Annotated in this window: 20 protein-coding genes; 9 read left to right on the forward strand and 11 right to left on the reverse strand. The window is 67.3% G+C overall.

Annotated features, from left to right (window positions below; translation table 11 throughout):
* Positions 1-49: 49 nt before the first annotated feature.
* The 6 genes from HW466_RS26265 (at position 50) to HW466_RS26290 (ending at position 7,337) form a co-directional block, all read left to right on the forward strand.
* Positions 50-541, forward strand: coding sequence for an Lrp/AsnC family transcriptional regulator (locus HW466_RS26265; protein WP_006749694.1), 492 nt, complete (start codon positions 50-52; stop codon positions 539-541).
* A gap of 108 nt (positions 542-649) precedes the next feature.
* A complete protein-coding gene (locus HW466_RS26270) occupies positions 650-2,122 on the forward strand; it encodes an NAD-dependent succinate-semialdehyde dehydrogenase (RefSeq protein ID WP_176316113.1) in 1,473 nt (490 codons plus the stop codon).
* 180 nt (positions 2,123-2,302) lie between these two features.
* Positions 2,303-3,823 (forward strand): GGDEF domain-containing protein, encoded by a 1,521-nt coding sequence (locus HW466_RS26275; protein WP_151004693.1) that lies wholly within the window; start codon positions 2,303-2,305, stop codon positions 3,821-3,823.
* A gap of 214 nt (positions 3,824-4,037) precedes the next feature.
* Complete coding sequence (locus HW466_RS26280; protein ID WP_059945919.1) at positions 4,038-5,996, forward strand: phosphatase PAP2 family protein; 1,959 nt, start codon at positions 4,038-4,040, stop codon at positions 5,994-5,996.
* Positions 5,997-6,195: 199 nt separating this feature from the next.
* Positions 6,196-7,107 carry a DUF72 domain-containing protein gene (locus HW466_RS26285; RefSeq protein WP_151004695.1) on the forward strand — a complete coding sequence of 304 codons (912 nt, stop codon included), beginning with the start codon at positions 6,196-6,198 and terminating at the stop codon, positions 7,105-7,107.
* Positions 7,108-7,166: 59 nt separating this feature from the next.
* Complete coding sequence (locus HW466_RS26290; protein ID WP_162999306.1) at positions 7,167-7,337, forward strand: hypothetical protein; 171 nt, start codon at positions 7,167-7,169, stop codon at positions 7,335-7,337.
* Positions 7,338-7,376: 39 nt separating this feature from the next.
* Here HW466_RS26290 and HW466_RS26295 read toward each other — a convergent pair whose 3' ends face one another.
* Entirely contained in the window at positions 7,377-8,252 is an 876-nt protein-coding gene (locus HW466_RS26295) for an aldo/keto reductase family oxidoreductase (protein ID WP_151004697.1), read from the reverse strand.
* 100 nt (positions 8,253-8,352) lie between these two features.
* Between HW466_RS26295 and HW466_RS26300 the strand changes: the two genes are divergently transcribed.
* Positions 8,353-9,255 carry a LysR family transcriptional regulator gene (locus HW466_RS26300; RefSeq protein WP_151004700.1) on the forward strand — a complete coding sequence of 301 codons (903 nt, stop codon included), beginning with the start codon at positions 8,353-8,355 and terminating at the stop codon, positions 9,253-9,255.
* A 9-nt stretch (positions 9,256-9,264) separates the two neighbouring features.
* On the opposite strand, the gene HW466_RS26305 is transcribed toward HW466_RS26300, so the two are convergent.
* From HW466_RS26305 to xylA, 5 genes are all read right to left on the reverse strand, one after another.
* Positions 9,265-10,464: a sugar ABC transporter permease gene (locus tag HW466_RS26305; RefSeq protein WP_059502378.1), complete on the reverse strand. Its 1,200-nt coding sequence runs from the start codon at positions 10,462-10,464 to the stop codon at positions 9,265-9,267.
* Positions 10,461-12,020: a D-xylose ABC transporter ATP-binding protein gene (gene xylG / locus HW466_RS26310; RefSeq protein ID WP_059799419.1), complete on the reverse strand. Its 1,560-nt coding sequence runs from the start codon at positions 12,018-12,020 to the stop codon at positions 10,461-10,463. Before xylG ends, HW466_RS26305 begins: the two co-directional genes overlap by 4 nt.
* A gap of 73 nt (positions 12,021-12,093) precedes the next feature.
* Positions 12,094-13,122, reverse strand: coding sequence for a D-xylose ABC transporter substrate-binding protein (xylF, locus tag HW466_RS26315; protein ID WP_059502380.1), 1,029 nt, complete (start codon positions 13,120-13,122; stop codon positions 12,094-12,096).
* 108 nt (positions 13,123-13,230) lie between these two features.
* Complete coding sequence (gene xylB / locus HW466_RS26320; RefSeq protein ID WP_174905898.1) at positions 13,231-14,709, reverse strand: xylulokinase; 1,479 nt, start codon at positions 14,707-14,709, stop codon at positions 13,231-13,233.
* 4 nt (positions 14,710-14,713) lie between these two features.
* Positions 14,714-16,036, reverse strand: a complete 1,323-nt coding sequence (gene xylA / locus HW466_RS26325) for a xylose isomerase (protein ID WP_059502383.1) — start codon at positions 16,034-16,036, stop codon at positions 14,714-14,716.
* 265 nt (positions 16,037-16,301) lie between these two features.
* Here xylA and HW466_RS26330 point away from each other — a divergent pair, with 265 nt between their 5' ends.
* A complete protein-coding gene (locus HW466_RS26330; RefSeq protein WP_059451815.1) occupies positions 16,302-17,495 on the forward strand; it encodes a XylR family transcriptional regulator in 1,194 nt (397 codons plus the stop codon).
* Between the two features lie 25 nt (positions 17,496-17,520).
* A complete protein-coding gene (locus tag HW466_RS26335; RefSeq protein WP_151003528.1) occupies positions 17,521-18,609 on the forward strand; it encodes an aldose epimerase family protein in 1,089 nt (362 codons plus the stop codon).
* 114 nt (positions 18,610-18,723) lie between these two features.
* On the opposite strand, the gene HW466_RS26340 is transcribed toward HW466_RS26335, so the two are convergent.
* The 5 genes from HW466_RS26340 to HW466_RS26360 form a co-directional block, all read right to left on the reverse strand.
* On the reverse strand, positions 18,724-19,698 hold the full coding sequence (locus HW466_RS26340; protein ID WP_151003532.1) for a Rieske 2Fe-2S domain-containing protein: 975 nt from the start codon (positions 19,696-19,698) through the stop codon (positions 18,724-18,726).
* A 50-nt stretch (positions 19,699-19,748) separates the two neighbouring features.
* Complete coding sequence (locus tag HW466_RS26345; protein ID WP_151003526.1) at positions 19,749-21,122, reverse strand: cytochrome P450; 1,374 nt, start codon at positions 21,120-21,122, stop codon at positions 19,749-19,751.
* Positions 21,113-22,678 (reverse strand): prenyltransferase/squalene oxidase repeat-containing protein, encoded by a 1,566-nt coding sequence (locus tag HW466_RS26350; RefSeq protein WP_151003524.1) that lies wholly within the window; start codon positions 22,676-22,678, stop codon positions 21,113-21,115. The genes HW466_RS26345 and HW466_RS26350 overlap by 10 nt, the downstream gene beginning before the upstream one ends.
* A gap of 63 nt (positions 22,679-22,741) precedes the next feature.
* The gene (locus tag HW466_RS26355; RefSeq protein WP_239006100.1) at positions 22,742-23,767 is read right to left on the reverse strand and encodes a Rieske 2Fe-2S domain-containing protein; all 1,026 of its coding nucleotides are present in this window, start codon (positions 23,765-23,767) and stop codon (positions 22,742-22,744) included.
* A 185-nt stretch (positions 23,768-23,952) separates the two neighbouring features.
* Complete coding sequence (locus tag HW466_RS26360; RefSeq protein ID WP_151003522.1) at positions 23,953-25,986, reverse strand: terpene synthase family protein; 2,034 nt, start codon at positions 25,984-25,986, stop codon at positions 23,953-23,955.
* Positions 25,987-26,036 lie beyond the last annotated feature (50 nt).

Here is a 26,036-nt window from a genome sequence, read left to right on the forward strand (position 1 = left end):
TTCGACTCTAAAGTAACCGGACATTCCATTTTTTCCCTCTCACGCGAACATGACGGACAGCAAGCTGGATCGCATCGACCTGCGCATCCTCTCCCAGTTGCAAAAGCGCGGCCGCATGACCAACGTCGAACTGGCCGATGCGGTCGGGCTGTCGCCCAGTCCTTGCCTGATCCGCGTGAAGCGGCTCGAGAAGGCCGGCTATATCGGCGGATACGGCGCGCACATCCAGCTCGAGAAACTGGGCGACGTGCAGGTGGTGTTTACCGAGGTCACGCTGGCCGACCACCGGCGCGAGGACTTCGACCGTTTCGTCGCGGCGATCCGCAACGTCGACGAGATCGTCGAATGCCACCTCGCGAGCGGCGGCTACGACTACCTGCTCAAGTTCATCACGCGCAGCGTGAGCCATTACCAGACGATCGTCGAAGGGCTGCTCGAGCAGAACATCGGCATCGAGAAGTATTTCAGTTACGTGATCATCAAGTCGCCGTTCGTCAAACGGCATTACCCGCTCGAATCGCTGTTCGGCGAACGTCACTGACGGCCGGCGCGCGGCATCCACGAACGCGGCGGCCTGCCGCCCGCGCCGGATAGTCGCGCGCCCGCGCCGCGGCCGTCGTCACCGAACCGCTCCATCCAAGGACCTGTCATGCCGCTTACGCTCGCCCGAACCGAACTCGTTCGCACCGCCAACCTGATCGACGGCGCCTGGCGCGACGCGCTCGACGGCCGCCGCTTCGACGTCACCGATCCGGCGACGCTCGAGACCGTTGCGCACGCGCCCGACAGCGGCGCGGCCGACGCGCGCGCCGCGACCGATGCGGCCGCGCGCGCGCTGCCCGCATGGCGCGCGACACCCGCCCGCGAACGGGCCGCGATCCTGCGCGCATGGCATGCGTCGATCGTCGCGCACACCGACGATCTCGCGAAGCTGATGTCGCGAGAACAGGGCAAGCCGCTCGCCGAAGCGCGCGGCGAAGTCGCGTACGGCGCGTCGTACGTTCTCTGGTTCGCCGAGGAAGCCACGCGCACTTACGGCGATCTGATTCCGCAGCAGCAGCGCGGCAAGCGGCTCAGTGCGGTAAAGGAGCCGATCGGCATCGTCGCCGCGATCACGCCGTGGAATTTCCCGCTCGCGATGATCGCGCGCAAGATCGCACCCGCGCTCGCCGCCGGCTGCACGGTCGTCGCGAAGCCGGCGGAGGACACGCCGCTCACCGCGCTGGCGCTCGCCTTCCTCGCGCAGGAAGCGGGCGTGCCGCCCGGCGTGCTGAACCTGATCGCGGCGTCACGCGAACGCGGCATCGATGCGGTGGCCGACTGGCTCGCCGACGCCCGCGTGCGCAAGATCACGTTCACCGGTTCGACGCTCGTCGGCAAGCTGCTGGCGCGCGAATCCGCGGCAACGCTGAAGAAGCTGTCGCTGGAGCTCGGCGGGAATGCACCGTTCATCGTGTTCGACGATGCGGAACTCGACGCCGCGATCGACGGGCTGATGGCCGCCAAATTCCGCAACGGCGGCCAGACCTGCGTGTCGCCGAATCGCGTGTACGTGCAGGCCGGCGTCTACGACGCGTTCGCCGCGAAGCTCGCCGCGCGCGTCGCCGCGCTGAAGGTCGCGCCCGCGACCGACCCTGCCGCGCAGATCGGGCCGATGATCAACGCGCGCGCAGTCGACAAGATCGCACGCCACGTCGGCGATGCCATCGAGCGCGGCGCGCGCGTGCTCACCGGCGGCAAACGCCTGGCCGAACTCGGCCCGAACTATTACGCGCCGACGGTGCTCGCCGACGCCACCGCCGACATGCAACTGACCTGCGAGGAAACCTTCGGGCCGGTCGCCGCGCTGTTCCGCTTCGATACCGAGGACGAGGCCGTCGACGCCGCGAACGACACGCCGTTCGGCCTCGCCGCATATTTCTACTCGCAGGACGTGCGCCGCATCGCGCGCGTGTCGGCGCGGCTCGAGACGGGCATCGTCGGCATCAACGAAGGCGCGCTCGCGAGCGAGGCCGCGCCGTTCGGCGGCGTGAAGGAATCGGGCTACGGCCGCGAAGGCTCGCGCTACGGCCTCGACGACTACCTGACGATCAAGTACCTGTGCCAGGGCGGGCTCGACTGATTCCGCGCTGCGGCCGCCGTTGCGCTCGCGGCGCGCGCAGGTCGCACACGTTTGCGCCGTTCCGTACGCTCGTTGCTTCGACTGCCGGCCTCGATTTCCGGGTAACCGTGCCGTTAACCCGGATTTGACCAGCGCCGCTGCGATCGCAGCCGGCTTCCCGCACGAGCACAAGCGCGAGCAATGCCTGCATCCATTTCGATCGAGAAAATTGCCGACTGGGCCGGCCGCAACCACCTGATCGTCGGTGTGCTGGGCACGCTCATGTCGCTCGCGGCGCTCGGCATCAGCGCGGCGACGCTGTGGGCCGCGCGCACCGAGGTCGTCGGACATGCGCACGAGACGTCGCGCAACATCGCGGCCGTGCTCGTCAGCGAGATCGCGCGCACCGTCGAGACGTCCAACAATGCGCTCGTCGCGCTCGCCACCAATCTCGGCAATCCCGCCGTCGCACGCATGGACGCCGGGCTGCGTCACGACGTGCTGTTCGAACGCACGGCCGCGCAATACGTGACCGGCATGGGCGTGACGGACCGCTACGGCCGTTTGATCGACGGCTGTTGCAGCTCGACCCACAACTGGGACTTCAGCGATCGCGACTACTTCAAGGTCCATCGCGATGCGGACGACGTCGGCCTCTACGTGTCCGAGGCGTATCGCGCGCGTTCGCGCGGCGGCACGGAATCGATCGCGCTGTCGCGGCGCATCGAGCGGGCGGATCACACGTTCGACGGGATCGCGGTGGTTGCCGTCGACCTCGCGTACTTCGATCGGCTGCTGTCCCGCCTGAACGTCGGTCCGCACGGCGTCAGCGCGATCCTGCGCGCGGACGGCACGATCCTCGCGCGAAACCCGCCGCTGACCGATCACCAGATGGTCCGCCTGCGCCGCTCGAAGGCGTTCGAGCGGATGGTGAGCCGCGAATCGGGCTTCTATGCCGCGCGCTCGAGCATCGACGGCATCATGCGGCTTTACACGTTCCAGCGGGTGCCCGGCACGCCGCTGATCGCGGTCGTCGCACCGGCCGAGCACGACGTGCTGGCCGGCACCACGCACCTGATGTGGACGGTCGGCGTATCCGCGTCCGTCATCGGCGCGCTGTTCTGCGCGGTGGTGTGGCTGCTCGCGTTCGCGCTGCGGGACAACCTGCGCAAGCAGACGCTGCTCACCGACCTGACGCGCATCGATCCGCTCACGGGCCTGCACAATCGTCGCGCGCTCGATGCCGCGCTCGCCGACGAATGGGCGCGGCTGCAACGCGGCAGCGACGGCAGCCTGTCGGTGCTGTTCATCGACGCCGATCACTTCAAGCAGTACAACGACCGCTTCGGTCACGCGCAAGGCGACACGGCGCTGCGCTTTCTCGCGGAGTGCATTCGCACGCATACGCGGCGGCGCGGCGATCTTGCCGCGCGCTACGGCGGCGAGGAATTCGTCGTCGTATTGCCCGATACCGATGAAAGCGGCGCCGCGAAAGTCGCCGAAGCGATTCGCCTCGCCGTGGAGCGCAACCGGCTCGACGGGTTCGACGCGACGATTCCGGCGTTCACGGTCAGCATCGGCTACGCGACCGCGCACCGTGCGCACCCGCGCTCCGTGCACGCGCTGTCGCATCAGGCCGACCTCGCGCTCTACGCGGCGAAGCGCCAGGGCAGAAACCGCGTGTGCCGGGCCGATGCGGAATCGGTCGCCCAACCGGCCTGACCGTTCCGGCGGCCCGTCTTTTCGACCACGCGCGCACGCGCGATCCGACATCGCCAACGGCCCGATTTCCCCGTGCCGCCATGTTCAGCATCCCGAATTCACCAAATAGTGAGAAATCGGGCGCATCGACCGCGACCCGAAACAAATCCGTAACGGCTGCGTCACGATCGCCCACGACAATCCGCCATCTTCGACACTCAGGATGGAGCATTGCATGTTTGCGTCACGAAGCCGTTTCCCGCTGCACGTCGCAGCATTGTCGAGCGCGATCGTGCTCGCCGCATGCGGCGGCGGCGACGATGTCGCGTCGACCGCCACGACCAGCGCGGCCATGCCGGCCCCGCCGGCCGATCCAGGCTTCGTCGACAGCGCGCCCGTGCCGAGCGTGCCGGCCTTCGTCGACAACATCGCGACCAACCAGCGCGGCGACGCGCGCTATGCGACGCTGTCGACCAACGCGGCCGTGCGCGTGGTGAGCCGCTTCCTGGACCTGTGGCAACCGGCAACGATGCTCGTCGATGCCGGCGTGAGCGCGCCCGCCAACGGCGCGTTTCCGGCGATCTCGCCGTCGACCTGCTCGGGCCTGCCCGGCAGCGGCACGCCGTGCGGCACGATCCTGAACGACACGGTGCTGGCGGCCAACGTTCAATATGTCGTCAACGCGACGACCGCGCGCACGCAACAGCAGGCCGATGCGGCCTACTTCGACGACCGGCGCGGCAAGGGCTACAGCGTGACCGACGGCATGGGCCCGCTCACCGACGCGTGGCGCACGGCCGCCCAGCAAACGACCAGCATCACGAGCGTGCCCGCCGACGCAACCACGGTGCTGTACAACGACAGCGGCAACAACACCGGTGTCGGCGGCAGCACCAACACGAATTTCGGCAAGGTGGTCGACCTGCTCAACGAAATGGGCAACAACGCGTCGACGGAACCGACGAAGCGCTTCTACAAATACGCGCGCCCGTATCGCTGGAGCACGAGTGTCGTCGTCGCACCGACGCTGGTGCCGGCGGAAAGCACGACGCCCGCGACCGACGGCGGCTTCATCAGCGGCCACACGGCCGAAGCGATGCGCGACGCGATGACGATGGCGTGGCTCGTGCCGGAACGCTTCCAGGAGATGGTCAGCCGCGGCCTCGAACTCGGCGAGAACCGGATCCTCGCCGGCATGCACTCGCCGCTCGACGTGATCGGCGGGCGCATGCTCGCGCTGGCCGTCAGCGCGGCGAACCTGGCCGTGTATGCAAGCGATGCGCAGGCCGCGTACGCCCAGGCGCACCAGGCCCTGCAGCAGCTCACGGGGACGACCGGCACGACGTTCGCCGCCTTCGCGCATTCGGGCACGACGGCGACCGACCGCTTCGCCGATTACGCGACGAACAAGGCCGCCTTCGCGCGCCGCATGACGTTCGGCTTCGGCGCGATCGAATCGACCGGCGCGCCGCCCGTCGTGCCGAAGGGCGCGGAGATCCTGCTGCAGACGCGCTTCCCGTACCTGAGCGCCGACCAGCGGCGCGTCGTGCTGAAGACGACCGAGATATCGTCCGGCTATCCGGTGATGGATGACGCGGAAGGCTGGGGCCGCCTGAACCTGTTCGCCGCCGCCGACGGTTATGGCGCATTCAACGGCAACGTGATCGTGTCGATGGATGCGTCGCAAGGCGGGCTGAATGCGGCCGACCTGTGGCGCAACGACATCGCGGGCGCCGGCAAGCTGACGCTGCAAGGCACCGGCACGCTGACGCTCGCGGGCAACAACAGCTACACGGGCGGCACGCAGGTGAGCGGCGGCACGCTCGCCGCGGCATCGGCCACTGCGTTCGGCAACGGCGACGTATACGTCGGTGCAGGCGGCAGCGTGAAGATCGCCGCCGCCGCGCCGGTCACGATCGCGACGCGCTACACGCAGCTCGACAACACGACGCTCGAACTCGACATCGACGGCAACGGCGGCGGCCGTCTGCGCGTGGGCGGCCCGCTCACCGTCGCCGGCGGCACGCTGCACGTGAAGTTCGTGAACGGCTATGCGCCGAAGGCGGGCGACACGATCGCACTGATCGACGGCGCGGCGGCTTCCGCGAAGTTCGCAACGGTGACCGTCGACGGATTCAACGCGACGCCGGTTTATACGGCGACCGGCGTGTCGGTGCGGTTATCGGCATCGTAATGTCCGTGTCGCGTGCGGCCGGCCAGCCCGGCCGCTTAGCGTTCCGAACGCCGGGTAGCACGTAGCAAGCAGTCGAAAGAAACGATTCGCTGCCGTCGGCCAGCACCGCGTCCGACACGACGCACGCGGCTTCCTGCCCCGGCCGCGGCACGCATCTTGCTCGCCGCAACGCGGATTCAACGGACCGACGGGCAGCGACGTGACAAGCAAACCGGGCGACATTCACATCGGCATTTCGGGCTGGCGCTACGACGGCTGGCGGGGCACCTTCTATCCGGAAGGGCTGAAGCAGGCCGCCGAACTGCGATACGCGTCGACCCGGATGCAGACGATCGAAATCAACGGCACACACTACAGCCTGCAATCGCTCGCCAGCTGGCGACGCTGGTACGACGAAACGCCGCCCGGTTTTACGTTCAGCGTGAAAGGCGCGCGCTATCTGACCCACATGCTGCGCTTTCGCGATGAAACCGCGACGGTCGCGTGCGCGAACTTTTTCGCGCAGGGTCTGCTCGCGCTGCGGGACAAGCTCGGGCCGATACTCTGGCAATTTCCGCCGTCGCTGCGATTCGACCCCGACCACATCGCGCGCTTCCTCGGCATGCTGCCGCACGATACCGAAGCCGCCCTCGCCCTTGCGAAGCGGCACGACGCGCGCGTGAGGACGCCCCATCTGCAGATCGATCGCAAGCGCGCGTTGCGGCACGCGATCGAAGTACGCCACGCGAGCTTTGTCGATCCGGCGTTCGTGCAGTTGCTGCGCCGGCACAAGGTCGCGCTCGTGATCTCCGATTCGACCGAACCGTGGCCGCAATTCGAGGACTTGAGCGCGGACTTCGTCTACATGCGGCTGCACGGCACTGAAACGAAATACTCGGGCGAATACTCGGATGCCGCACTCGACCGCTGGGCAGCGCGGATCGATTCATGGTGCCGCGGTGCGCAGCCCGCGGATGCGCATCTCGCCGCGCCGGCGTTGCCGCCGCCGCGCGCGCGAACGCGCGACGTGTACTGCTACTTCGACAACGATGCGAAAACGCACGCACCGTTCGACGCGCAACGCTTGATGGGACGTCTCGGCGTGCAGGTGCGCGAAGCGGTGGCCGGATAGAACGGCATGCCGCGCAACGGCCCCGCGCACGACGAACCCGAACCGCAAGGAGAAAAACGATGACGCTGCTTATCTATCTGCTCGGCTGGATCATTTTCATCGCCGGCGTCGCATGGGGATTGATGACGCTGCACGTCTCGCAGCACATCATCGAGATCGTCGCCGTCATTCTGTTCGGCATCGCGGTCATCACCGGCGCGACGCGCGCACGCAATCGCGACCGGACATAGCGCGATCGCGCCGCCGTGTGGCCGCCCGCCCTGCTGCACTCACCCACGCGCACCCGCGATGCCGTCGAGTTCGCGCAGCGCGTCGTCCGGCAACGTCAGCGCACCGGCCGCCAGATTCTCGCGCAGATGCGCAACCGACGACGTCCCCGGAATCAGCAGGATGTTCGGCGCGCGGCGTAGCAGCCATGCGAGCGCGGTCTGCATCGGTGTCGCGCCGAGCCGCGCGGCGACCGCATCGAGCGTCGACGACTGCAACGGATTGAACCCGCCGAGCGGAAAATACGGTACGTACGCGACGCCGTCGTGCGCCAACGCGTCGATCAGAGCGTCATCGTCGCGGTACGCGAGGTTGTAATGATTCTGCACGCAGACGATGTCGCAGATCCGCCGGCCTTCGGCGATCTGGGCGGCCGTCACGTTGCTGAGCCCGATATGCCGCACGAGACCCTGGCGCTGCAACTCGGCCAGTGCCGTCAACGGCGCCTCGATCGAGCCCTCGGCCGGTGCGTGCACGTCGAACATGATGCGCAGATTGACGACGTCGAGCACGTCGAGGCCCAGATTGCGCAGATTGTCGTGCACGGCGGCGGCCAGCGCGTCGGCGGAGAAAGCCGGCAGCCATGAACCGTCCGCGCCGCGCGTCGCGCCGATCTTGGTCACGATCAGCAGCTCATCGCGATATGGATGCAACGCCTCGCGGATCAACTGGTTCGTCACGTGCGGGCCGTAAAAGTCGCTGGTGTCGATGTGATCGACCCCCGATTCGACGGCTTCGCGCAGCACGGCGAGCGCCGCGTCGCGATCTTTCGGCGGGCCGAACACGCCGGGGCCGGCCAACTGCATCGCGCCATAGCCGAGGCGGTGAACGCGGCGGCCCGCGATGGGAAACGTGCCGGATTGAACGACAGCGGACATGATCGTGCTCCTGTATCGAGTGAATGAACCGCAGGTTACGCCGCGTCGGGCTGCGCGATAATCGCCCATAATCCGCACAACCTGTACGAAAAGGCGAACAATGCAAGTCGATCTCGGCGATCTGAACGCATTCGTGGCGGTGGCACGCGCGAAGGGCTTCCGCGAAGGCGCGCGTACGATGGGCGCAAGCGCATCGGGCCTGAGCGAGGCGGTGCGGCGGCTGGAGGCGCAACTCGGCGTGCGACTGCTGCACCGCACGACGCGCAGCGTGTCGCCGACCGAAGCTGGCGAGCGCCTGCTCGCCCGGCTCACGCCCGCGCTGAGCGAGGTGGAAGCGGCGCTCGACGTGGTGAACACGTTCCGCGAGAAGCCGGTCGGCACGCTCAAGCTCAACGTTCCGATGAGCGCCGCGCGGCTCGTACTGCCGTCGATCGTTCCGCGCTTTCTCGACGCGTATCCGGAGATCCGGCTGGAGGTCGTGGCCGACGAGAGCTTCGTCGATATCCTCGCGGCCGGTTGCGACGCGGGCATTCGCTACGACGAGCGCCTCGAACAGGACATGATCGCCGTGCCGATCGGCCCGCGCTCGCAACGTTTCGCGACGGCCGCCGCGCCCGCGTATCTCGACCGTCGCGGCCGCCCGGCCCACCCGCGCGACCTGCTCGATCACGCATGCCTGCGCGGTCGCTTCGCGAGCGGCGCGATGCCGGTGTGGGAATACGAACGCGACGGCGAAGTCGTGCGCGTGGAGCCGTCGGGACCGCTGGTCGTGCAAATCGGCGGCGCGGTCGATCTCGTCGTGGATGCCGCGCGCGCGGGGCTCGGCATCGTGCACCTGTACGAAGACTGGCTGCGCCCGCATCTCGCGAGCGGCGCGCTCGAGCCCGTGCTCGACGGCTGGTGGCGGCCGTTCTCGGGCCCGTATCTGTACTATCCGGGGCGACGCTTCGTGCCGGCGCCGCTGCGCGCGTTCGTCGATTTCATCAAGGCGGCGGCACAGTAGGATGCCGCGTCACCGCCGGTTCGATCGCGATACCACGTCGATCCAGACGGCCAGCACCAGCACCGCGCCCTTGACGATCATCTGCCAGTACGCGTCGACGTCGAGCATCGACATCCCGTTGTCGAGGCTCGCCATCACGAGTGCGCCGATCAGCGCGCCGTAGACGGTACCCGATCCGCCGCGCATCGACGTGCCGCCGATGAAGCAGGCGGCGATCGCGTCGAGTTCGCCCATCGTGCCGGCCGACGGCGAACCGGCCGCGAGCCGCGCGGTGTTGACGATCCCCGCGAACGCGCACATCAGGCCCATCAGCGCGAAGATCGCGAGCTTCACGCGATCGGTGTCGACGCCCGACAGGCGCGTCGCCTCCAGGTTCGAGCCCACCGCGTAGATGCGCCGGCCGAACACGGTCTGCGTCGCGATCCACGAAAACGCGCCGAGCAGCGCGAGCAGCAGCAGCACGGGCACGGGAATGCCGCCGTAGCGGTCGAGCGTCGCGACGAACGCGAACAGCACCACGCCGGCGCCGACGACCTTCGCGACGTCCTGCCACAGCGGTGCGACCGCGAGGCGGTAGCGATGGCGCGTACCGCGCTGCCGCACGACCAGCAGCGCGACGAGCGCGAACAGCAGCACCGCGAGCCCGTCGCCGGCCGCGCGCGGCAGATAGCCCTGCCCGATGAACACGAAACCGTCGGACACGGGCGCGATCGTCGAGCCGCCCGTCACGCCGAGCAGGATGCCGCGAAACGCCAGCATCCCGCCCAGCCCGACGATGAACGACGGCACGCGCCGATAGGTCGACCACCAGCCGTTGAACAGCCCGACCAGCACGCCGAGCGCGAGCACGGCCGGCACCGTCGCGGCAACGGGCCAGTGGCGGTTGACGTCGAGGATCGCCGCGACGCCGCCGAGCAATCCGAGCAGCGATCCGACGGACAGGTCGATCTCGCCCGCGATGATCACGAACACCATCCCGCACGCGAGCATCCCGGTGATCGACATCTGACGCAGCAGGTTCGACACGTTGCGCGGCGTGACGAACGCGCCGTCGGTCAGCACGGAGAAGAACGCCCAGATCGCCGCGACCGCGAACAGCAGCGCGAGCACCTTGTAGCGCACGAAGATCTGGCGCAGCGGATGACGGTGCGCGCGACGCGCGTCGGCGTCCGGCGGCACGGCGGAAGAGGAAGAAAGTTCGGTATTCATGTCGCACTCGCTGCAATGGGTTCGGCCGGCCGCCGCGCGGGTGTCAGCGCGGCGCCGAGTATCTGTTCCTGCGTCAGGCCGTCGTTGACGAAATCGCCGCGCAGCTCGCCTTCGCCGATCACGAGCACGCGATCGGCCAGCCCGAGCACTTCCGGCAATTCCGACGACACGACGATGAGCGCGACGCCGCGCTTCGCGAGCGCGAAGATCAGCCGATAGATCTCGGCCTTGGCGCCCACGTCGACACCGCGCGTCGGCTCGTCGAGGATCAGCACCTGCGGGTCGGCCAGCAGCATCCTGGCGAGCACCGCCTTCTGCTGGTTGCCGCCCGACAGGCTCGCGATCGGCAGAAACGGGTGCGCCGCACGCACCGACAGCCGCTGCATCTCGGTGCGGATCGCGTCGAGCTCGGCGGCCGCGTCGATCCGCCCGCGCGCGGCGAAACGGCGCAGCACCGACAGCGTGATGTTGTGGCCGACACCGAGCTGCGGCACGATCCCGTGACGCTTGCGGTCCTCGGGCACCATCGCGATGCCCGCGCGGATCGCATCGGCAGGCGCGCGGATCGCGAGGGGCCGGCCGTTCATGCGCACGGTGGCGGTGCTCGCGCCCGGATACGCACCGAAAATCGCCTGCATCAGCTCGGTGCGCCCCGCGCCGACGAGCCCGGCGACGCCGAGGATCTCGCCGCGCCGCACGCTGAACGACACGTCGTCGACACGCTTGCGGCGCGGGTTCGCCACGTCGTGACAGGTGACGTTGCGCACGTCCAGCACGACGTCGCCGATCTCGTGCGGCTCGCGCGGATACAGGTTGCGGATCTCGCGGCCGACCATCATCGCGATGATCCGGTCGGTGGTCATCCCGCGCATCGGCTCGGTCGCGACGTGCCGGCCGTCGCGGATCACGGTCACGGTGTCGCACACCGCATCGACTTCGTCGAGCTTGTGCGAGATGTACACGCACGCGACGCCGCGCCGCTTCAGGTCGCGCACGATGTCGAGCAGGATGCGCGTCTCGGCCGCGCTCAGCGACGACGACGGTTCGTCGAGAATCAGCAGCTTCGCGCGCTTGTTCAGCGCCTTCGCGATCTCGATCAGTTGCTGGTGGCCGCCGCCGTAGTTCATCACCGGCTGCGCAACGTTTATCGAGTCGATGCGCAGCTCGCGCAGCAGTGCCTCGGAACGCCGCACCATCTCCGCGTAGTGCATGCGCCCGCCGGGCAGCGTGATCTCGTTGCCGAGGAAGATGTTCTCGGCGACCGACAGCTCGGGCACGAGCATCAGTTCCTGGTGAATGATGACGATGCCCGCGCGCTCGGTGTCGCGCACGCCGGACGCGACGAGCGGCGCACCTTCCCAACGGATCTCGCCGTCCCACGTGCCGTGCGGGTAGACACCCGACAGCACCTTCATCAGCGTCGACTTGCCGGCGCCGTTCTCGCCGCACAGCCCGACGCATTCGCCGGGGCGCACGGTCAGGTCGATGCCGTCGAGCGCCTTCACGCCGTCGAATGCCTTGACGATGCCGCGCATCGTCAGCAAGGGTTCGGTCATACGTTCATTGCCTCGCAGTGAGTACGCGGCCGGCCGCACCTGGCCGGCCGCGCACATGCTGCCCCTCGTGCCGTTACTGGCTCGCGAGCTGCGCCTGGGTATAGAAGCCGTCTTTCACGACGACGTCGACGTTGCGCTTGGTCAGCAGCGTCGGCTGCAGCAGCACCGTGTCGACCTTCTTCTTCCCGTTGTCGTACTGCGCGTTGAACGCAGGCTTCGTGCCCTTCGCGAGATCGACCGCCAGCTTCGCGGCTTCGCTCGCGATCAGCTTCAGCGGCTTGTAGACGGTCATGGTCTGCGTGCCCGCGATCACGCGCTTGACCGCCGCGAGGTCCGCATCCTGCCCCGACACCGGCACCTTGCCGGCCAGGTGCTGCGCGGCGAGCGCCTGGATCGCGCCGCCCGCCGTGCCGTCGTTCGATGCGACGATCGCGTCGATCTTGTTGTTGTTCGCGGTGAGCGCGTCCTCGACGATGCGCAGCGCGGTCGATGCACTCCATTCGGGCACCCACTGCTGGCCGACGACCTTGATGTCGCCGCGATCGATCGCCGGCTTCAGCACCTTCAACTGGCCCTCGCGCAGCATCTTCGCGTTGTTGTCGGTCGGCGCGCCGCCGAGCAGGAAATAGTTGCCCTTCGGCTTCGCATCGAACACGCCCTGCGCCTGCAGCTCGCCGACCTTCTCGTTGTCGAACGAGATGTACGCGTCGACGTCCGCATCGAGGATCAGACGGTCGTACGACACGACCTTGATGCCGGCCTTCCTCGCTTCGGCGACGACGTTGCCGAGCGTCTTCGAATTGAACGGCACGATCACGATCACGTCGACTCCGCGCGAGATCAGGTTCTCGATCTGCGAAATCTGCCGCGCCTCGCTCGCATCGGCCGACTGCACCGACACCTTCGCGCCGAGCCTGGTTGCGGCTGCAACGAAATAGTCGCGATCGCGCGACCAGCGCTCGACGCGCAGGTCGTCGATGCAGAAGCCGATCTCGGGCTTGTCCTTGCTCGCATGCGCGAGCGGTGCGCCAAGCACGAAGAGCGCCAGCGCAGCGGCGCCGGCAAGGGAACTCAATACGGTACGACGCGTCACGGATTTCATGTCTCCACTCCTTGTTATGGAACCACCTCACGAACGCCGGGCGGCCGCGGGAATGCGCCGCCCGCATCGAATCACTGCACGGCACGGCATCGTGCCGGCGAAACGCCGTCACGCGCCCGCTGCAAACACCGGCTCGAGCGCGCGGTAAAGCGCGCGGAACGTCGGCCGCCGCGCGTCGCGATACCACGCGTGCCGCGCCGGATCGGGCTCGCGCACCGCGACGACCGGCGGTTGCGGGCACACGTCGTCGAGCGATGCGTCCGGTTCGAGCGCGAGATGCGCGAGCCGCGCGGCACCGAGCGCCGGGCCGACCTCGCCGCCCGCGCGCAGCGTCAGCGCGCGTCCGCTCAGGTCGGCGAGCATCTGCGTCCAGTAAGCGCTGCGCGAGCCGCCGCCGATCACCGTGATGCCGTCGGGCACCAGTCCGGCCGCATGCAGCGCTTCGATGCCATCGAGCAGCGCGAAGCCGACGCCTTCGAGCGTCGCGTTCGCGAGATCCGCGCGCTGCGTGTCGGGCGTGAGCCCGTAGAACACGCCCTTCGCATTCACGTCGTTGTACGGCGTACGCTCGCCGCTCAGGTAAGGCAGGAACCACGGACGCTCGGCACGCGCGTTCGTCTCGGCATCGGCGAGCAGCGTCGCCACACCGTCATAACCGGCCAGTTGCGCGGTGAAGTCGATGCAGCCGGCCGCGTTCAGCATCACCGACATCAGGTGCCACGTGTCGGGCAGCGCATGACAGAAGCTGTGCACCGCCGATTCCGGGTTTGCGCGAAACCCGTCCGACACCGCGAAATACACGCCCGACGTGCCGAGCGACAGCAGCGCGTCGCCGGGCCGCACGATGCCGACGCCGACCGCGCCGGCCGCGTTGTCGCCACCGCCGGCGACGACCGGAATCTCGCGCAGGCCAAGCGCGCGCGCGACGGCAGGCAGCAGCGTGCCGGTCACGCGGTTGCCCTCGAACACTGCCGGCATCTGCGCGTGCGAGAGACCGCATGCGGCGAGCAGCGTGTCGTCGTAGTCGCGCTTCGCGACGTCGAGCCACAACGTGCCGGCCGCGTCCGACGGATCGGTCGCGAACGTGCCGGTCAGCCGGTAGCGCAGGTAATCCTTCGGCAGCAGCACGTGCGCGATGCGCGCGAACACGTCGGGTTCGTGGCGACGCACCCAGAGAAGCTTCGGCGCGGTGAAGCCCGGCATCGCGACGTTGCCCGTCACCGCGCGCAGCGCAGGGGCGAGCCGCTCGAGTTCCGCGCATTCCGCATCCGCACGGCCATCGTTCCACAGGATCGCGGGGCGCAGCACGTCGCCGTGCGCGTCGAGCAGCGTCGCGCCGTGCATCTGCCCGGTCAGGCCCAGCGCGTCGATGTCGCGCGGATCGATGCCGCTCGCGCGTGCCGCATCGACGAGCGCGGCCAGCGCGCCGCACGCGGCGTCCCACCAGTCGCGCGGCGCCTGTTCGGACCAGCGCGGCCGCGGCCGGCTCACCGTCAGCGTGCGACTCGCGCTCGCCCGCACCGCACCGTCGCGGTCGAGCAGCACCGCCTTCACGCCCGACGTGCCGAGATCGAGTCCGATGTACATGGCGTCAGCGCAGCCCGTAGATCGCCTGGTTCACGATGTTCTCGAGCCGCTCCTGCGCGCCGCTCACATGTCGCGGGTCCACGCCGCGCGCGAGCGCGTCGTCCGCGAGCGACTGCAGCGTATAGCCGCCCGACAGGATCTTGCGGCCGAACGCGTCGTCCCACTGCGCGTAGCGCTGCCGGCGCAGCGCGTCGAGCCGGTCGTTCTCGACCAGTACGGCCGCGCGTTCGAGCGCGAGCGCGAGCACGTCGATCGCACCGACGTGGCCGTGGAAGAGATCTTCCGGATCGACGCTCTGGCGCCGCACCTTCGCGTCGAAGTTCATCCCGCCGGTCGTGAAGCCGCCGTGCCGCAGGATCTCGTAGAACGCGAGCGTCAGTTCCTCGACGCTGTTCGGGAACTGATCGGTATCCCAACCGTTCTGCGGATCGCCCCGGTTCGCGTCGACGCTGCCGAACACGCCGAGTGCGAACGCGTTGGCAATCTCGTGATGGAACGAGTGGCCGGCGAGCGTCGCATGGTTCGCCTCGATGTTCACGCGAATCTCGTTCTGCAGTCCGTATTGCACGAGAAAACCGTGCACGGTCGCGACGTCGTAGTCGTACTGGTGCTTGGTCGGCTCCTGCGGTTTCGGCTCGATCAGCAGCGCGCCGTTGAAGCCGATTCGATGCTTGTGCTCGACGACCATCGACAGGAAGCGCGCGAATTGCTCGCGCTCGCGCTTCAGGTCGGTATTGAGCAGCGTCTCGTAGCCTTCGCGGCCGCCCCACAGTACGTAGTTCTCGCCGCCGAGCCGATGCGTCGCATCGAGCGCGTGGCACACCTGGGTCGCAGCCCACGCGAACACGTCGGGGTTCGGGTTCGTCGCGGCGCCCGCCGCGAAGCGCGGGTGCGAGAACAGGTTCGCCGTGCCCCACAGCAGCCGCACGCCGCTTGCCTGCTGGCGCTCGCCGAGATAGTCGACCATCCGCGCGAAATTGGCCGCGTACTCGCGCAGGCTGTCGCCTTCCGGCGCGACGTCGGTGTCGTGGAACGTATAGAAAGGCGTGCCGAGCTTCGTGAAGAACTCGAATGCCGCATCGGCCTTCATGCGCGCACGTTCGAGCGCGTCGCCAGGCTGCTGCCACGGCCGCTGGAACGCGCCCTGCCCGAAGATGTCGTGCCCCGGCCAGACGAACGTGTGCCAGTAGCAGACCGCAATCCGCAGATGCTCGGCGAGCGTCTTGCCGAGCACACGCTTCTCGGGGTCGTAATAGTGGTAAGCCAGCGGGTTGTCCGACTGCGGACCTTCGTAGCGAATCGCGGGAATGTGTTCGAAATACGACATGGCGTCTCCGTGCTGGTCTTGTTGCAGCGCAACGCGCGTCGCGACGGCGACGCACGCGGCCGAATCCGGTTGGCTGGATCGTGCCCGCGCGCCTGCCGGCCGGCAATTGCGAAATTGCGCAGCACGCTTAACGTTTCTTGCCAGCCGCTGCGCGCGGCCCGCGTTCCGTCCTACAATCGCCGGACACCAGAGAACCGCGCGACATCGCCCGTGCGCCCCGGAGACAACGGCGAGCCGCCCTTGCGGCACCCGCCTCGAGACCGACATGACCCGTGCCCCTTCCGCCCAGACGCCGCACCGCATCGCGCTGCTGTTCAATGCGAACAAGGTCTACGACCGCGAGATCATCAGCGGCATCGGCCAGTACCTGCACACGACGCGCGTCGTGTGGGACCTGTTCCTCGAAGACGACTTCCGCTGCCGGCTCGCCGGCATCGAACGCTTCGACGGCGACGGCATCATCGCGGACTTCGACGATCCAGCCGTCGCCGACGCGCTCGCCGGTTCGCCGCTGCCGATCGTCGCGGTCGGCTCGTCGTACGAGGATCCGGCGCAGTACCCGGACGGCGTCCCATATATTGCGACGGACAACCCGAAGCTCGTGTCGCTCGCCTATACGCACCTGATCGGCGCGGGGCTCGCGCATTTCGCGATGTACAGCCTGCCGGCCGCGCAGGAGAACCGCTGGGCGCAGCAGCGCGAGCTCGCGTTCGACCGGCTCGCACGCGCGGACGGGCTCGACGCGCCGATCTACCGCGGCGTGTCGACGAGCGCGTCGGGGTGGAACCATGCGATCGAGCAGCTGATCGACTGGCTGCATGCGCTGCCGAAGCCCGTCGGCGTGATCGCGGTCACGGATGCGCGCGCGCGGCATCTGCTGCAGGCATGCCTGCTGGCCGGCATCGCGGTGCCGGAACAGGTCGCGATCATCGGCATCGACAACGATCCGCTCACGCGCACGCTGACGCGCATTCCGCTGTCGTCCGTGATCCAGGGCACCGAGGAAATGGGCCGCACCGCCGCGCACCTGCTGCACCGGATGCTGCGCGGCGCAAGGTTTCCCGGGCAACGGATCCTCGTGCCGCCGGTCGGCATCAACGTGCTCGAATCGACGCGCCACCAGCCGCTCGCGAGCCCGCACGTGATGCGCGCGCGGCATTTCATCCGGCAGTACGCGTGCCAGGGGATCAAGACCGAGCAGGTCGCCGACTATGTCGGCGTGTCGCGCTCGCTGCTCGAAGAACACTTCCGGCGCGAGCTGCAACGCACCGTGCACCAGGAGATCCTGCGTCACAAGATCGAGGCGGCGCAGGCGCTGCTCGCCAGCCGCAATGCATCGAGCGCGGAAGTCGCGATCCGCTGCGGCTTCACGTCGCTGCAATACATGTACGCGGTGTTCCGCCGCGAACTCGGCTGCACGCCGCGCGAATACCAGGAACGCGCGGCATCGGCCCACTGAATTCACCGCCCACGAGCGACCACTCATGCATATCGACACCGACTCCCCCCGCCCGGCATCCGACGTCGGCCGCATTCCGTCCGAACCGTGGGGCACGCTGCCCGGCGGCGACCCGGTGCGGCGCTATACGCTGCGCAACGCGCACGGGATGCGCGTCGTCGTCAGCGATCTCGGCGCGACCGTCGTGTCGTGGCTCGCCCCCGACCGCACCGGGCGCTTCGCCGATATCGTGCTGGCCCACGACACGCCGGCCGAGTACCTCGAGTCGGGCGCGTACCTCGGCGCGACGGTCGGCCGCTGGGCGAACCGGATCGCGGGTGCGCGCTTCACGCTCGACGGCATCGACTACACGCTCGACCGCAACGAGAACGGCAATCTGCTGCACGGCGGCGCGAGCGGCTTTCATCGCGCGCGCTGGGACGTGATCGACGATCTGGGCGGGCTGACGCTGCGGCTCGACTCGCCGGAGGGCGATGCGGGATTTCCCGGCAACGTGAGCGTGCAGGTGCGCTACGCGCTCGACGATGACGGCACGCTGACGATCGATTATTCGGCCCGCACCGATGCACCGACGCCGCTGAACCTCACGAATCACAGCTACTTCAATCTCAGCGGGCGCGCGGGCAGCGACGTGCGCGGCCACCTGCTGCAGATCGACGCCGACGCGTTCGTCGAAGTCGACGACGCGTTGATCCCGACCGGCACGGCCGACGTGACGGGCACGGCGTTCGATTTCCGGCAAAGCGCGCCGATCGGCGCCCGCCTCGGCTGGCCGCATGCGCAGCTCGCGCGCGGGCGCGGCTTCGACCACTGCTACGTGCTGCGCGACCCCGCGCGCGGCGTGCGGCCCGTCGCATCGATCTACGATCCGGAAAGCGGGCGGGAGCTCGTGGTAGCGACGGATCAGCGCGGGCTGCAGCTCTATACGGGCAACTATCTGGACGATGTGCGCGTGGGCGGCGGCGTCCGGTGCCAACGACATGCGGCGCTGTGCGTCGAAGCCGGTTTTTATCCGAACCAGGTCAACATGGACACGTTGCGCGACGAAACCATCCTTCATCCCGGTGACACTTATCGCCAGACGACGCGGTATCGGGTCGGCATTCGTGCGTAGCGGGAGCGGGTATGCACCGCGTCGGCACGGCGGCTCCGGAGGCCACGGAGTCAATCACGCATGCCGGTATACCGATTGATCCATGGCGCAAACTACAACCGTTGCCCTTCCCGCTCACTCCGGATAGAACCGCTTCATCCAGCGTCGATACACGGCAATCGACGTCTCGCCAGCCATCAGTTTCGGATGGTCGATGAAATTCCTGTGGTTCCAGATGGGGAAATCGTGCTTGGCCACGCCGATCGCCCAACGATGCGCGAATGCCACCAGCACCGAATTGATCGGGGTGCGCAACCATCGTGGCAGTGCGGCGACCCGCGCCACATGCACGGCATTCGATACTCTGAGCGTCCACTTCAACGGCGCGGTCGGCGTGGTGAAGACCTTCGTGACAACGGTCGCGCCGAGGCTCGGCGCGGTGCTGGTCCCGATCACGCATCCTACGCCGTAGTTGACGAAGCGCATGTTGATCAGCACGCCGCGAAACCGCCCCGTCATGTCGAAAGTGATCGACGATTGCCCGACTTCGTGGGTCATCGATGTATCGGTAAACCCGTGCAAATGCGCAAAATGCAGGACGTCGGCGCTGTTCTCGCCGACGTCGTGCACGTAACCGTCGAACAGGTCGCAGCTTGTCTTCGGCGAACTGAATCCGCCGCGCGTGTCGATTTCGTCGATCTCCCAGTCCGGTTGCGCATCTTCGCTATCGCGCCAGACCAGCACGACGCCGTTGCGCTCGCACGTCAGCCAGCGGGCAAGCGCGGCACGCGGTGGCATGCGATCGCCGGGTGCTCGGGCGCAGGTTCCGTCGGGCCCGAATGCCAGCCCGTGAAACGGACACACCAGGTGGTCGCAATCGACTTTCCCGCCGTGTCCGAGATGCGCACCCAGGTGCGGGCAATATGGCTCCGCCGCGTGCGCTTCACCTCGCGCCGTGCGATACACGATCAATTCGTGCCCCATGAACGGAGCGATACGCACGTCGCCAGGCTTGAGTTCATCGCTGTAGCACAGCGCGAACCAGCCATTCGGATAGGGCATCGGGCGCCGACGCCTGATGACCGGTTCGGGCAACGTGGCGGCGCCCATGTCGGCACGTGCAATCGCGAACGGATCGAATTGATGGACGTCCGATGGGGTCATGACGGAATCTCCGGCAGGGTGTCGTCCTTCGACGAGACGGAACGAAATGCCACCTGCGTTTGCCGAGACGGATAGTTGATCGGGAAGCGGCGACGCCCGCCGGTTCGCGGCGGCACGAGCTGCGGGCGCAGGTTCCGTTCGTCGAGTACCAGCGCCAGCGTCACGGCGAACTGCACCAGTTGCATGCATGCCGTATGAAATCCGAGGCAGCGGTGCGGCCCGCTGCCGAATTGCAGTGTCTGAATTGGCTTGTGTGTGCCGTGATGTTCGAGCCAGCGCTGCGGCAGGAACGCATCCGGCTGCGGATAGAGCGACGGCGCGCGGGACAGCAGAATCAGCGGGATGATCAGCCGCGTTCCGGCCTCGAGTTCGCGTCCGCCCAACTCGATCCGTTCCCGCGTTCGGCGAAACACCAGCGGAAACGCGGGTTCGGTGCGCAGCGTTTCCAGAAACAGCGCTTCGGCAAACGGGAAGCGTGCCAGCTCCGACGGATTCCGCGGCACGGCACCCGCCGCGCGGGCTTCGGCGACGAGCGCATCCCAGTGATCAGGGTACTCGGTCAGCCGGATCACCAGATGCGCCATCGTGACCGCCGTGGTCTTGTGCGCCGCGTGAATCAGCGCGCGCAGATTGCCCAGCAAATTCGACTCCGGGGACGACGCGTCCGGCGCAGCCGGCGAGCGGACCAGTGTTGCGAGCAGGCCGCTGTCACCGGCGTTTCGTCGGAGTTCGTCGACGAGCGCACGCAGACGCGCATCGATCCACGCCTGCGCGCGGCGACTGCGCCGTTGCGGCGTGCCGGGTAGGTCGACCGGCAGCAGCGAAACCAGCGCATAGTGCCGGTAGTGCGTCTCCCAGGTCGCGATATCGTCTTCCGCGATCCCGAGCATGCGAAATATCATCGTCAGCGTAAGCGCACTCGTCTCGTCGACCAGGTCGATCGGCCCGCGCGCCGGCCACTCACGGATCCACGACATCATCACGTCGGCGAACAGCTCGCCCACCTTCGCGGCGGACAGCCCTTGCGGCTGGAACGACGGATTCGCCCATGCGCGCGTGCGCCGGTGAAGCTCGCCGTCCTGCGTGGCCATCGTGTCGCGCATCGCCGGTGCGACGTCGCCCAGCAAGTCCGCGAGCACGTCCTTGTTGTTGAACAGATCGAAGGCGTCCGGGCGCGTGCAGACCAGCATTCGGCCCATCGCGCCCATATCGAGCCAGAAGTGTGTTCCCCAGTGGCGTTCGCCGTAAGCAAGCAGGTCCGGCAACGCGCGCGCGACGGCGGGCAGATGGCCGACCACCGGAAAGGCCCCGGGCAGTACCGGCATCCCCTGCAGCATGCGCACCCGGCGACTCAATGGATTTAACAGCATGCGGCCTCCCGTGCGTCGACGCGCCGATGGGCCGCCCACAGTCCGGCCAGTTCGACCGCGCGCACCACACGGGTCGGACGCGACAGCTCCTTGTTGATCCAGAGCGCCGGCGCCCGCGACGATCGGTAGTAGGCATCGCGCATCCAGCGGAACGCCTTCAGCAGGCTGTCGCGGGCTACCGGCGGCACCGGCCCGCGCGTACACGTACACAGCCTGTCGATCGTCAGTACGGCATACGCGGTCTCCTCGAAATTCGGCGTGCCCGTTCCGGCCCATCCGCCATTCGCGTGCTGGCAGGCCAGCAAGCTTTCGAGCGTCCGTGCGCCGTGTCGCTCGACCTCGTCGTGATCGAGCGCGGCGAACGCGTGGCAGGTCAGGAAAAACGGCGAAGCATGCCATTTGTCGCCGCGCCACAAGCCGTCGATGTCGCGCTGCGCGAGCACGTACGCGCTCACCGCAGCGCGCGGCTCGTGCTGCAGCCGAAGTGCGTGCATGGCATGCACCGTGGTAGACAGCGACGGATTGCGCTCGCCCGGGCAGGTCGCATAGACGTCGCCGTTGGCGAAGTGCGCGAGCGAACGGCAGGACGTGGCGGCCCCCGCCATCGACAGCGCGGCGATCGCAACGGACGTCGTATCGCCGTCGGGATCGAAGCCGGCCGCGAAGCTTGCCCCGCGTTCGCCGATCCGGGCGCTCAGGAAGGAAGCAGCGCGCGTCATCGGTTCGATCAGCGCGGGATGAGCGTTCAACCCGCCAAGGCCGAGCGAGTACAGTACGTACGCGCATTCGAAAACGTCGAGCGGCCACACGTAGGGAAACACGCCGGGCACCGCAGCCTCGCTTCCCCGCCATGCTTGCTGGAGGTAATTCGCGGCGCGCTCCATCAACGCGGGGGCCAGCCCATGGTCGTGAGCGGCCCGCAGCCAGGCCGCCGTCGCCGACGGGCTGATCGCAAGGCTACCCTCCGGCCCGAGCGACGCGGCGACGGGCACGCTTCCCCATGCTTCCCAGCAGTGCAATGCCGGATGGCCGGCGGGCAACGCTGCCGCACCGCCCAGCTTCGCGAGGCGCGCCTGCCCGATGACGTTCAACGTCGCAGGCGGACTCAACGAAAACCGCAAGCCGGCCCGTTGCGCTTCTGCGTGCAGGCGTGGCCAGATGATCTCCAACCCAACCGGAATGTCGTCGAGCGTCGCGGTGCGCCAGTAAGGAGCCTGCCGATCGAGGAACGCGCATCCGGCATCGATCGCGGCGTGGTATCGCCGGTTGTCGGCTCGTTGAAGCGCAAGCATCGCGGCCAGCGTCGACGCGACGCGAAACTTCGGAAAGCCCGGATCGCACCACCCGCCGTCGGCGTGTTGCGCGTCGCGCAGCCAGTCCTGCACCGTTCGGCGATCACCCGTCGCGGGCTGATGAAACAAGACCAGCGCGGTTTCGTAGACCGACGCGGCCGTCCGTGCGTCGTCGGGCAAACCGGTGACCAGCTCGCGGAGCTCCGACACAAGCTCGTCCGCGAGACGGTCTTGTCCAGCCGGTTCGGAACGTTCGTCGATCATGACAGAGTTCTCAAGTTACCGAGTCGTATCGCCGTCGATGTGAAGATGGCCCGGGGGGGCGATTCACTCTGGATAGAATTGTTTCATCCAACGTCGAAACGCTGCCATTGACGCTTCGCCCTCCATCAGCTTGGGATGGGTCAGATAATTTCGATTCGTCCAGATCGGGTGATCTTGTCGGGCATTTCCCATGATCCAGCGATCCGCGAGCGGCGTCAGGATCGAATAGACCGGTTTGAGCAGCCAGTCAGGCAAGGACGAGAACCGCGAGACACGCACGGAATTCGATATTCTCCTTGCGTACTTCAACGGCGCCGTCGGCGTGGTGAAGATCGTGCTGAAAATGCTGACGCCAAGGCTCGGCGCAGTCGCGGTCGCTGTCAGGCAGTTCGGACTGTAGTTGACGAAACGAATCGAGAGCGGCACGCCGCGGTATCGGGCGCTGAAGTCGATCGCAATCGCCGACTCGCGCAGTTCGTGGGCCATTGATACCTCGGTGAACCCGTGCAGATACGCAAAATGCACGACGTCGGTGCTGTTCTCGATGGGGTCGTGCGCGTATCCATCGAGCGTGTCGACAATCTGACTGGGTGACCCGAATCCGTTTCCTGCCAGCACTTCCGGTATTTCCCAGCTCGGCGGCCGTCCGGCACTGTCGCGCCAGACCAGGACCAGACGGTTGCGCTCACGGGTTATCCATTTGGTCAGCGCGGCATGTGGAGGGCGGCCGTTGGGCGCGTGGACACAGCCTCCATCCGGGCCGAACGCAAGCCCGTGAAACGGGCACACCAACACTTCTCCGTCAACTTTTCCACCGTGTCCCAAGTGCGCGCCCAAGTGGGGGCAGTAAGGCTCGACGGCGTGCGCTTCACCCTGGGCAGTTCGATACACGACCAGTTCATGCCCCATGAACGGCGCGATACGAACATCGCCTCGTTTGAGTTCGTCGCTATGACACAGCGCGAACCAGCCATTCGGATAAGGCATCGGGCGGCGCGGCTTGATCACCGGAACAGGTGAAGCGTCGGTATCGTTCTCGGTACGTGCAACGGTAAACGAAGCGACTGGGCGCACGTCCCGAATGTTCATGACGGAATCTCCGACAGACAGTAAGCGTTCGATGAGATGAAACGGAACCACACCCGGCGTGTTCCGGTGCTATCCGGCGAATCCGGAACGATCGTCCGCCGACGATCCGCACGATCTCCGTCGCGACACGACGACCGTGGGCGCCCTCGGCACCGATCCCGCGTGGCACGGTTGCCCGGCGCCGCTCATGTGAGTCGCCGCGCGATGAAGCTGACGGACGATACCTTGTCCTTCTCCAGTGCATCCGACAAGCTGATCGACATGTCGTGCAACTGCTGGAACACCTCGCTGCGCGCCGACGGATAATGCGCTTCGATGTTTTCGCGCAGGATCGCGTACCAGCGCACGACCTCGTCGTTGGTCGGAAGGATCCTTTCGTCGAGGACGGCGAATCCGTGACTTTCCAGCGCCTTCCGGACCCCTTCCGGCGTCTTGCGGTGACCGGCCGCGCCACGATCGACCTCGTCGGGAATGAACGGCCGGTAGGTCGCCAAATCGGTCTTGTAGAGCGTCTCCGAGATGATCACGGTCCCGCCGGCGCGCATGCGCTCGGCCAAGGCGGCCATCGTGTCCTCCATCACCTCCGGCGTGAACTGACAGATGCTGCCGCGCAGAATCGCCAGATCGAACGGCACGTCCGGTTCGGGCAACGCGCCGATATCCTTCGCATTGCAGAGATACAGATTGACGCGATCGGCCAGCCCGTCGCGCTCGACCGACTTGCGCACGTAGTCCATTTGCACCGGGCTGACGTTTACCGCATCGATGCGCGTGCACGCCGGAAATCGCTCGGCGATGTATTTGAGCACCGGCCCCCATCCGCAACCGATATCGATCGCACGCCGTACCGATCCGACGGACAGATCGGCGCCATTTTGCTCCGCAAGTTCGAATTGGCGGTCCATGTGGCGCCGCCCGGACGCGTCCATCGGCGTTCCGGTCCGGCTCGTCCTGTCGTCGAACACACCGTACTGAAACCAGAACTCGTCGCCGATGATCTTTCGCCATTCGTCGGGCGGGTCGGCATAGACGCGCTCGATACTGTCCTGGTAATGGTCGGCATGATGGCCATCGATGACATGGATCCGGGCAGCATCGTCATGAAGCGAGCTCATTTCGCACCTCGGTTTGGCGAGAGACTGGGCATGGGTCGAAAAACCGGCAATGTCCTGCGGCAGCAGAAGCCGCTCGATCGTCACCTCGCCCGAATAAAAGGCCTGGGCGCAATCGCGGCCGAAGAAGCGTTCGGAGAACGTATGAAACTCCGCACATCCCGCGTAGAAAAACACGAGTTCATCCATGTATCGGCACACGTCGTCACGTCTGCCCAGCGGCGACGCCAGCACACGGTCGCGCGCGGTCAGCAGCCTGTCCTCCGTCTCCCGGGCCAGCGCGGCGAACCGGTCGAGCGCCTGCTGCACGCTCAGGTGTTGCTGACGCACCAGCAGCCAGATCCCGTTCAGCGCGTCGTCGTTCGAGAACTCGCGTCGGAACGACCCGAGATCGTTGATGATCACGATGAGATCGGCCGCCGCCCGCTGTACCTCGCGCAGATCCGCGTTGTCGTCCAACGCATCGGCCATGTCCACGTCGATACCGAACTCGACGAGCAGCGCGCACCACTCGGCAGTGGTTTCGCATCGCCGTATGCGCAGGTATTCGTCGAAGCCGAGTGCATCCATCCGGTGAACGACCGGATGCGACAGATAGTCGATCACGTCGTGAATTGCGCGCGTCAGGCGGTGCGGCAGCGACGCGTCCGGCGCGAGCATCGCGAGCACCGGCCGCACCGTGTCGTGCAGCAGTTGCGCGAGCGGATGCGCGTCCGACGGCCGGACCCCGTCCACCGCGCGGCCATAGACGTCGCCCAATGCGGCCAGCTGAACCGGGTCGTCGATGACATCGGGCAGCGTGAAGTGATCGTCCATCACCGCGATCAGTTCCACCTGCCGCATGATCCAGTAACTGCGCTCGGCCGACGCACTTGGGCAGATCAGCGACCCGAACAGCGGCAGCAGATGCCGCCGGTTCGCGTCGGCGGCCTCCTCGCTGCGGTAGAACGCGACGATGTATGGCCAGTCGTCGGCATCGACCCGCCCGAGCAGGGCGTCGGCGTCAGGCTGGCGACGGTGCCGCGCCCGGAATCCGAATGGCGGAAAGCGCAGCGTGTCCCCGAAGCGCAGCGCGCCGGAGGTCAGGACGTTTTGCGTGGCCGACATAGCCGCTCCCCGATTGAATCGCCTGTCATGAGTATCCGGCGTTCGCCGTC

The organism is Burkholderia territorii (genome assembly GCF_902833055.1).
Lineage (GTDB): Bacteria > Pseudomonadota > Gammaproteobacteria > Burkholderiales > Burkholderiaceae > Burkholderia > Burkholderia territorii.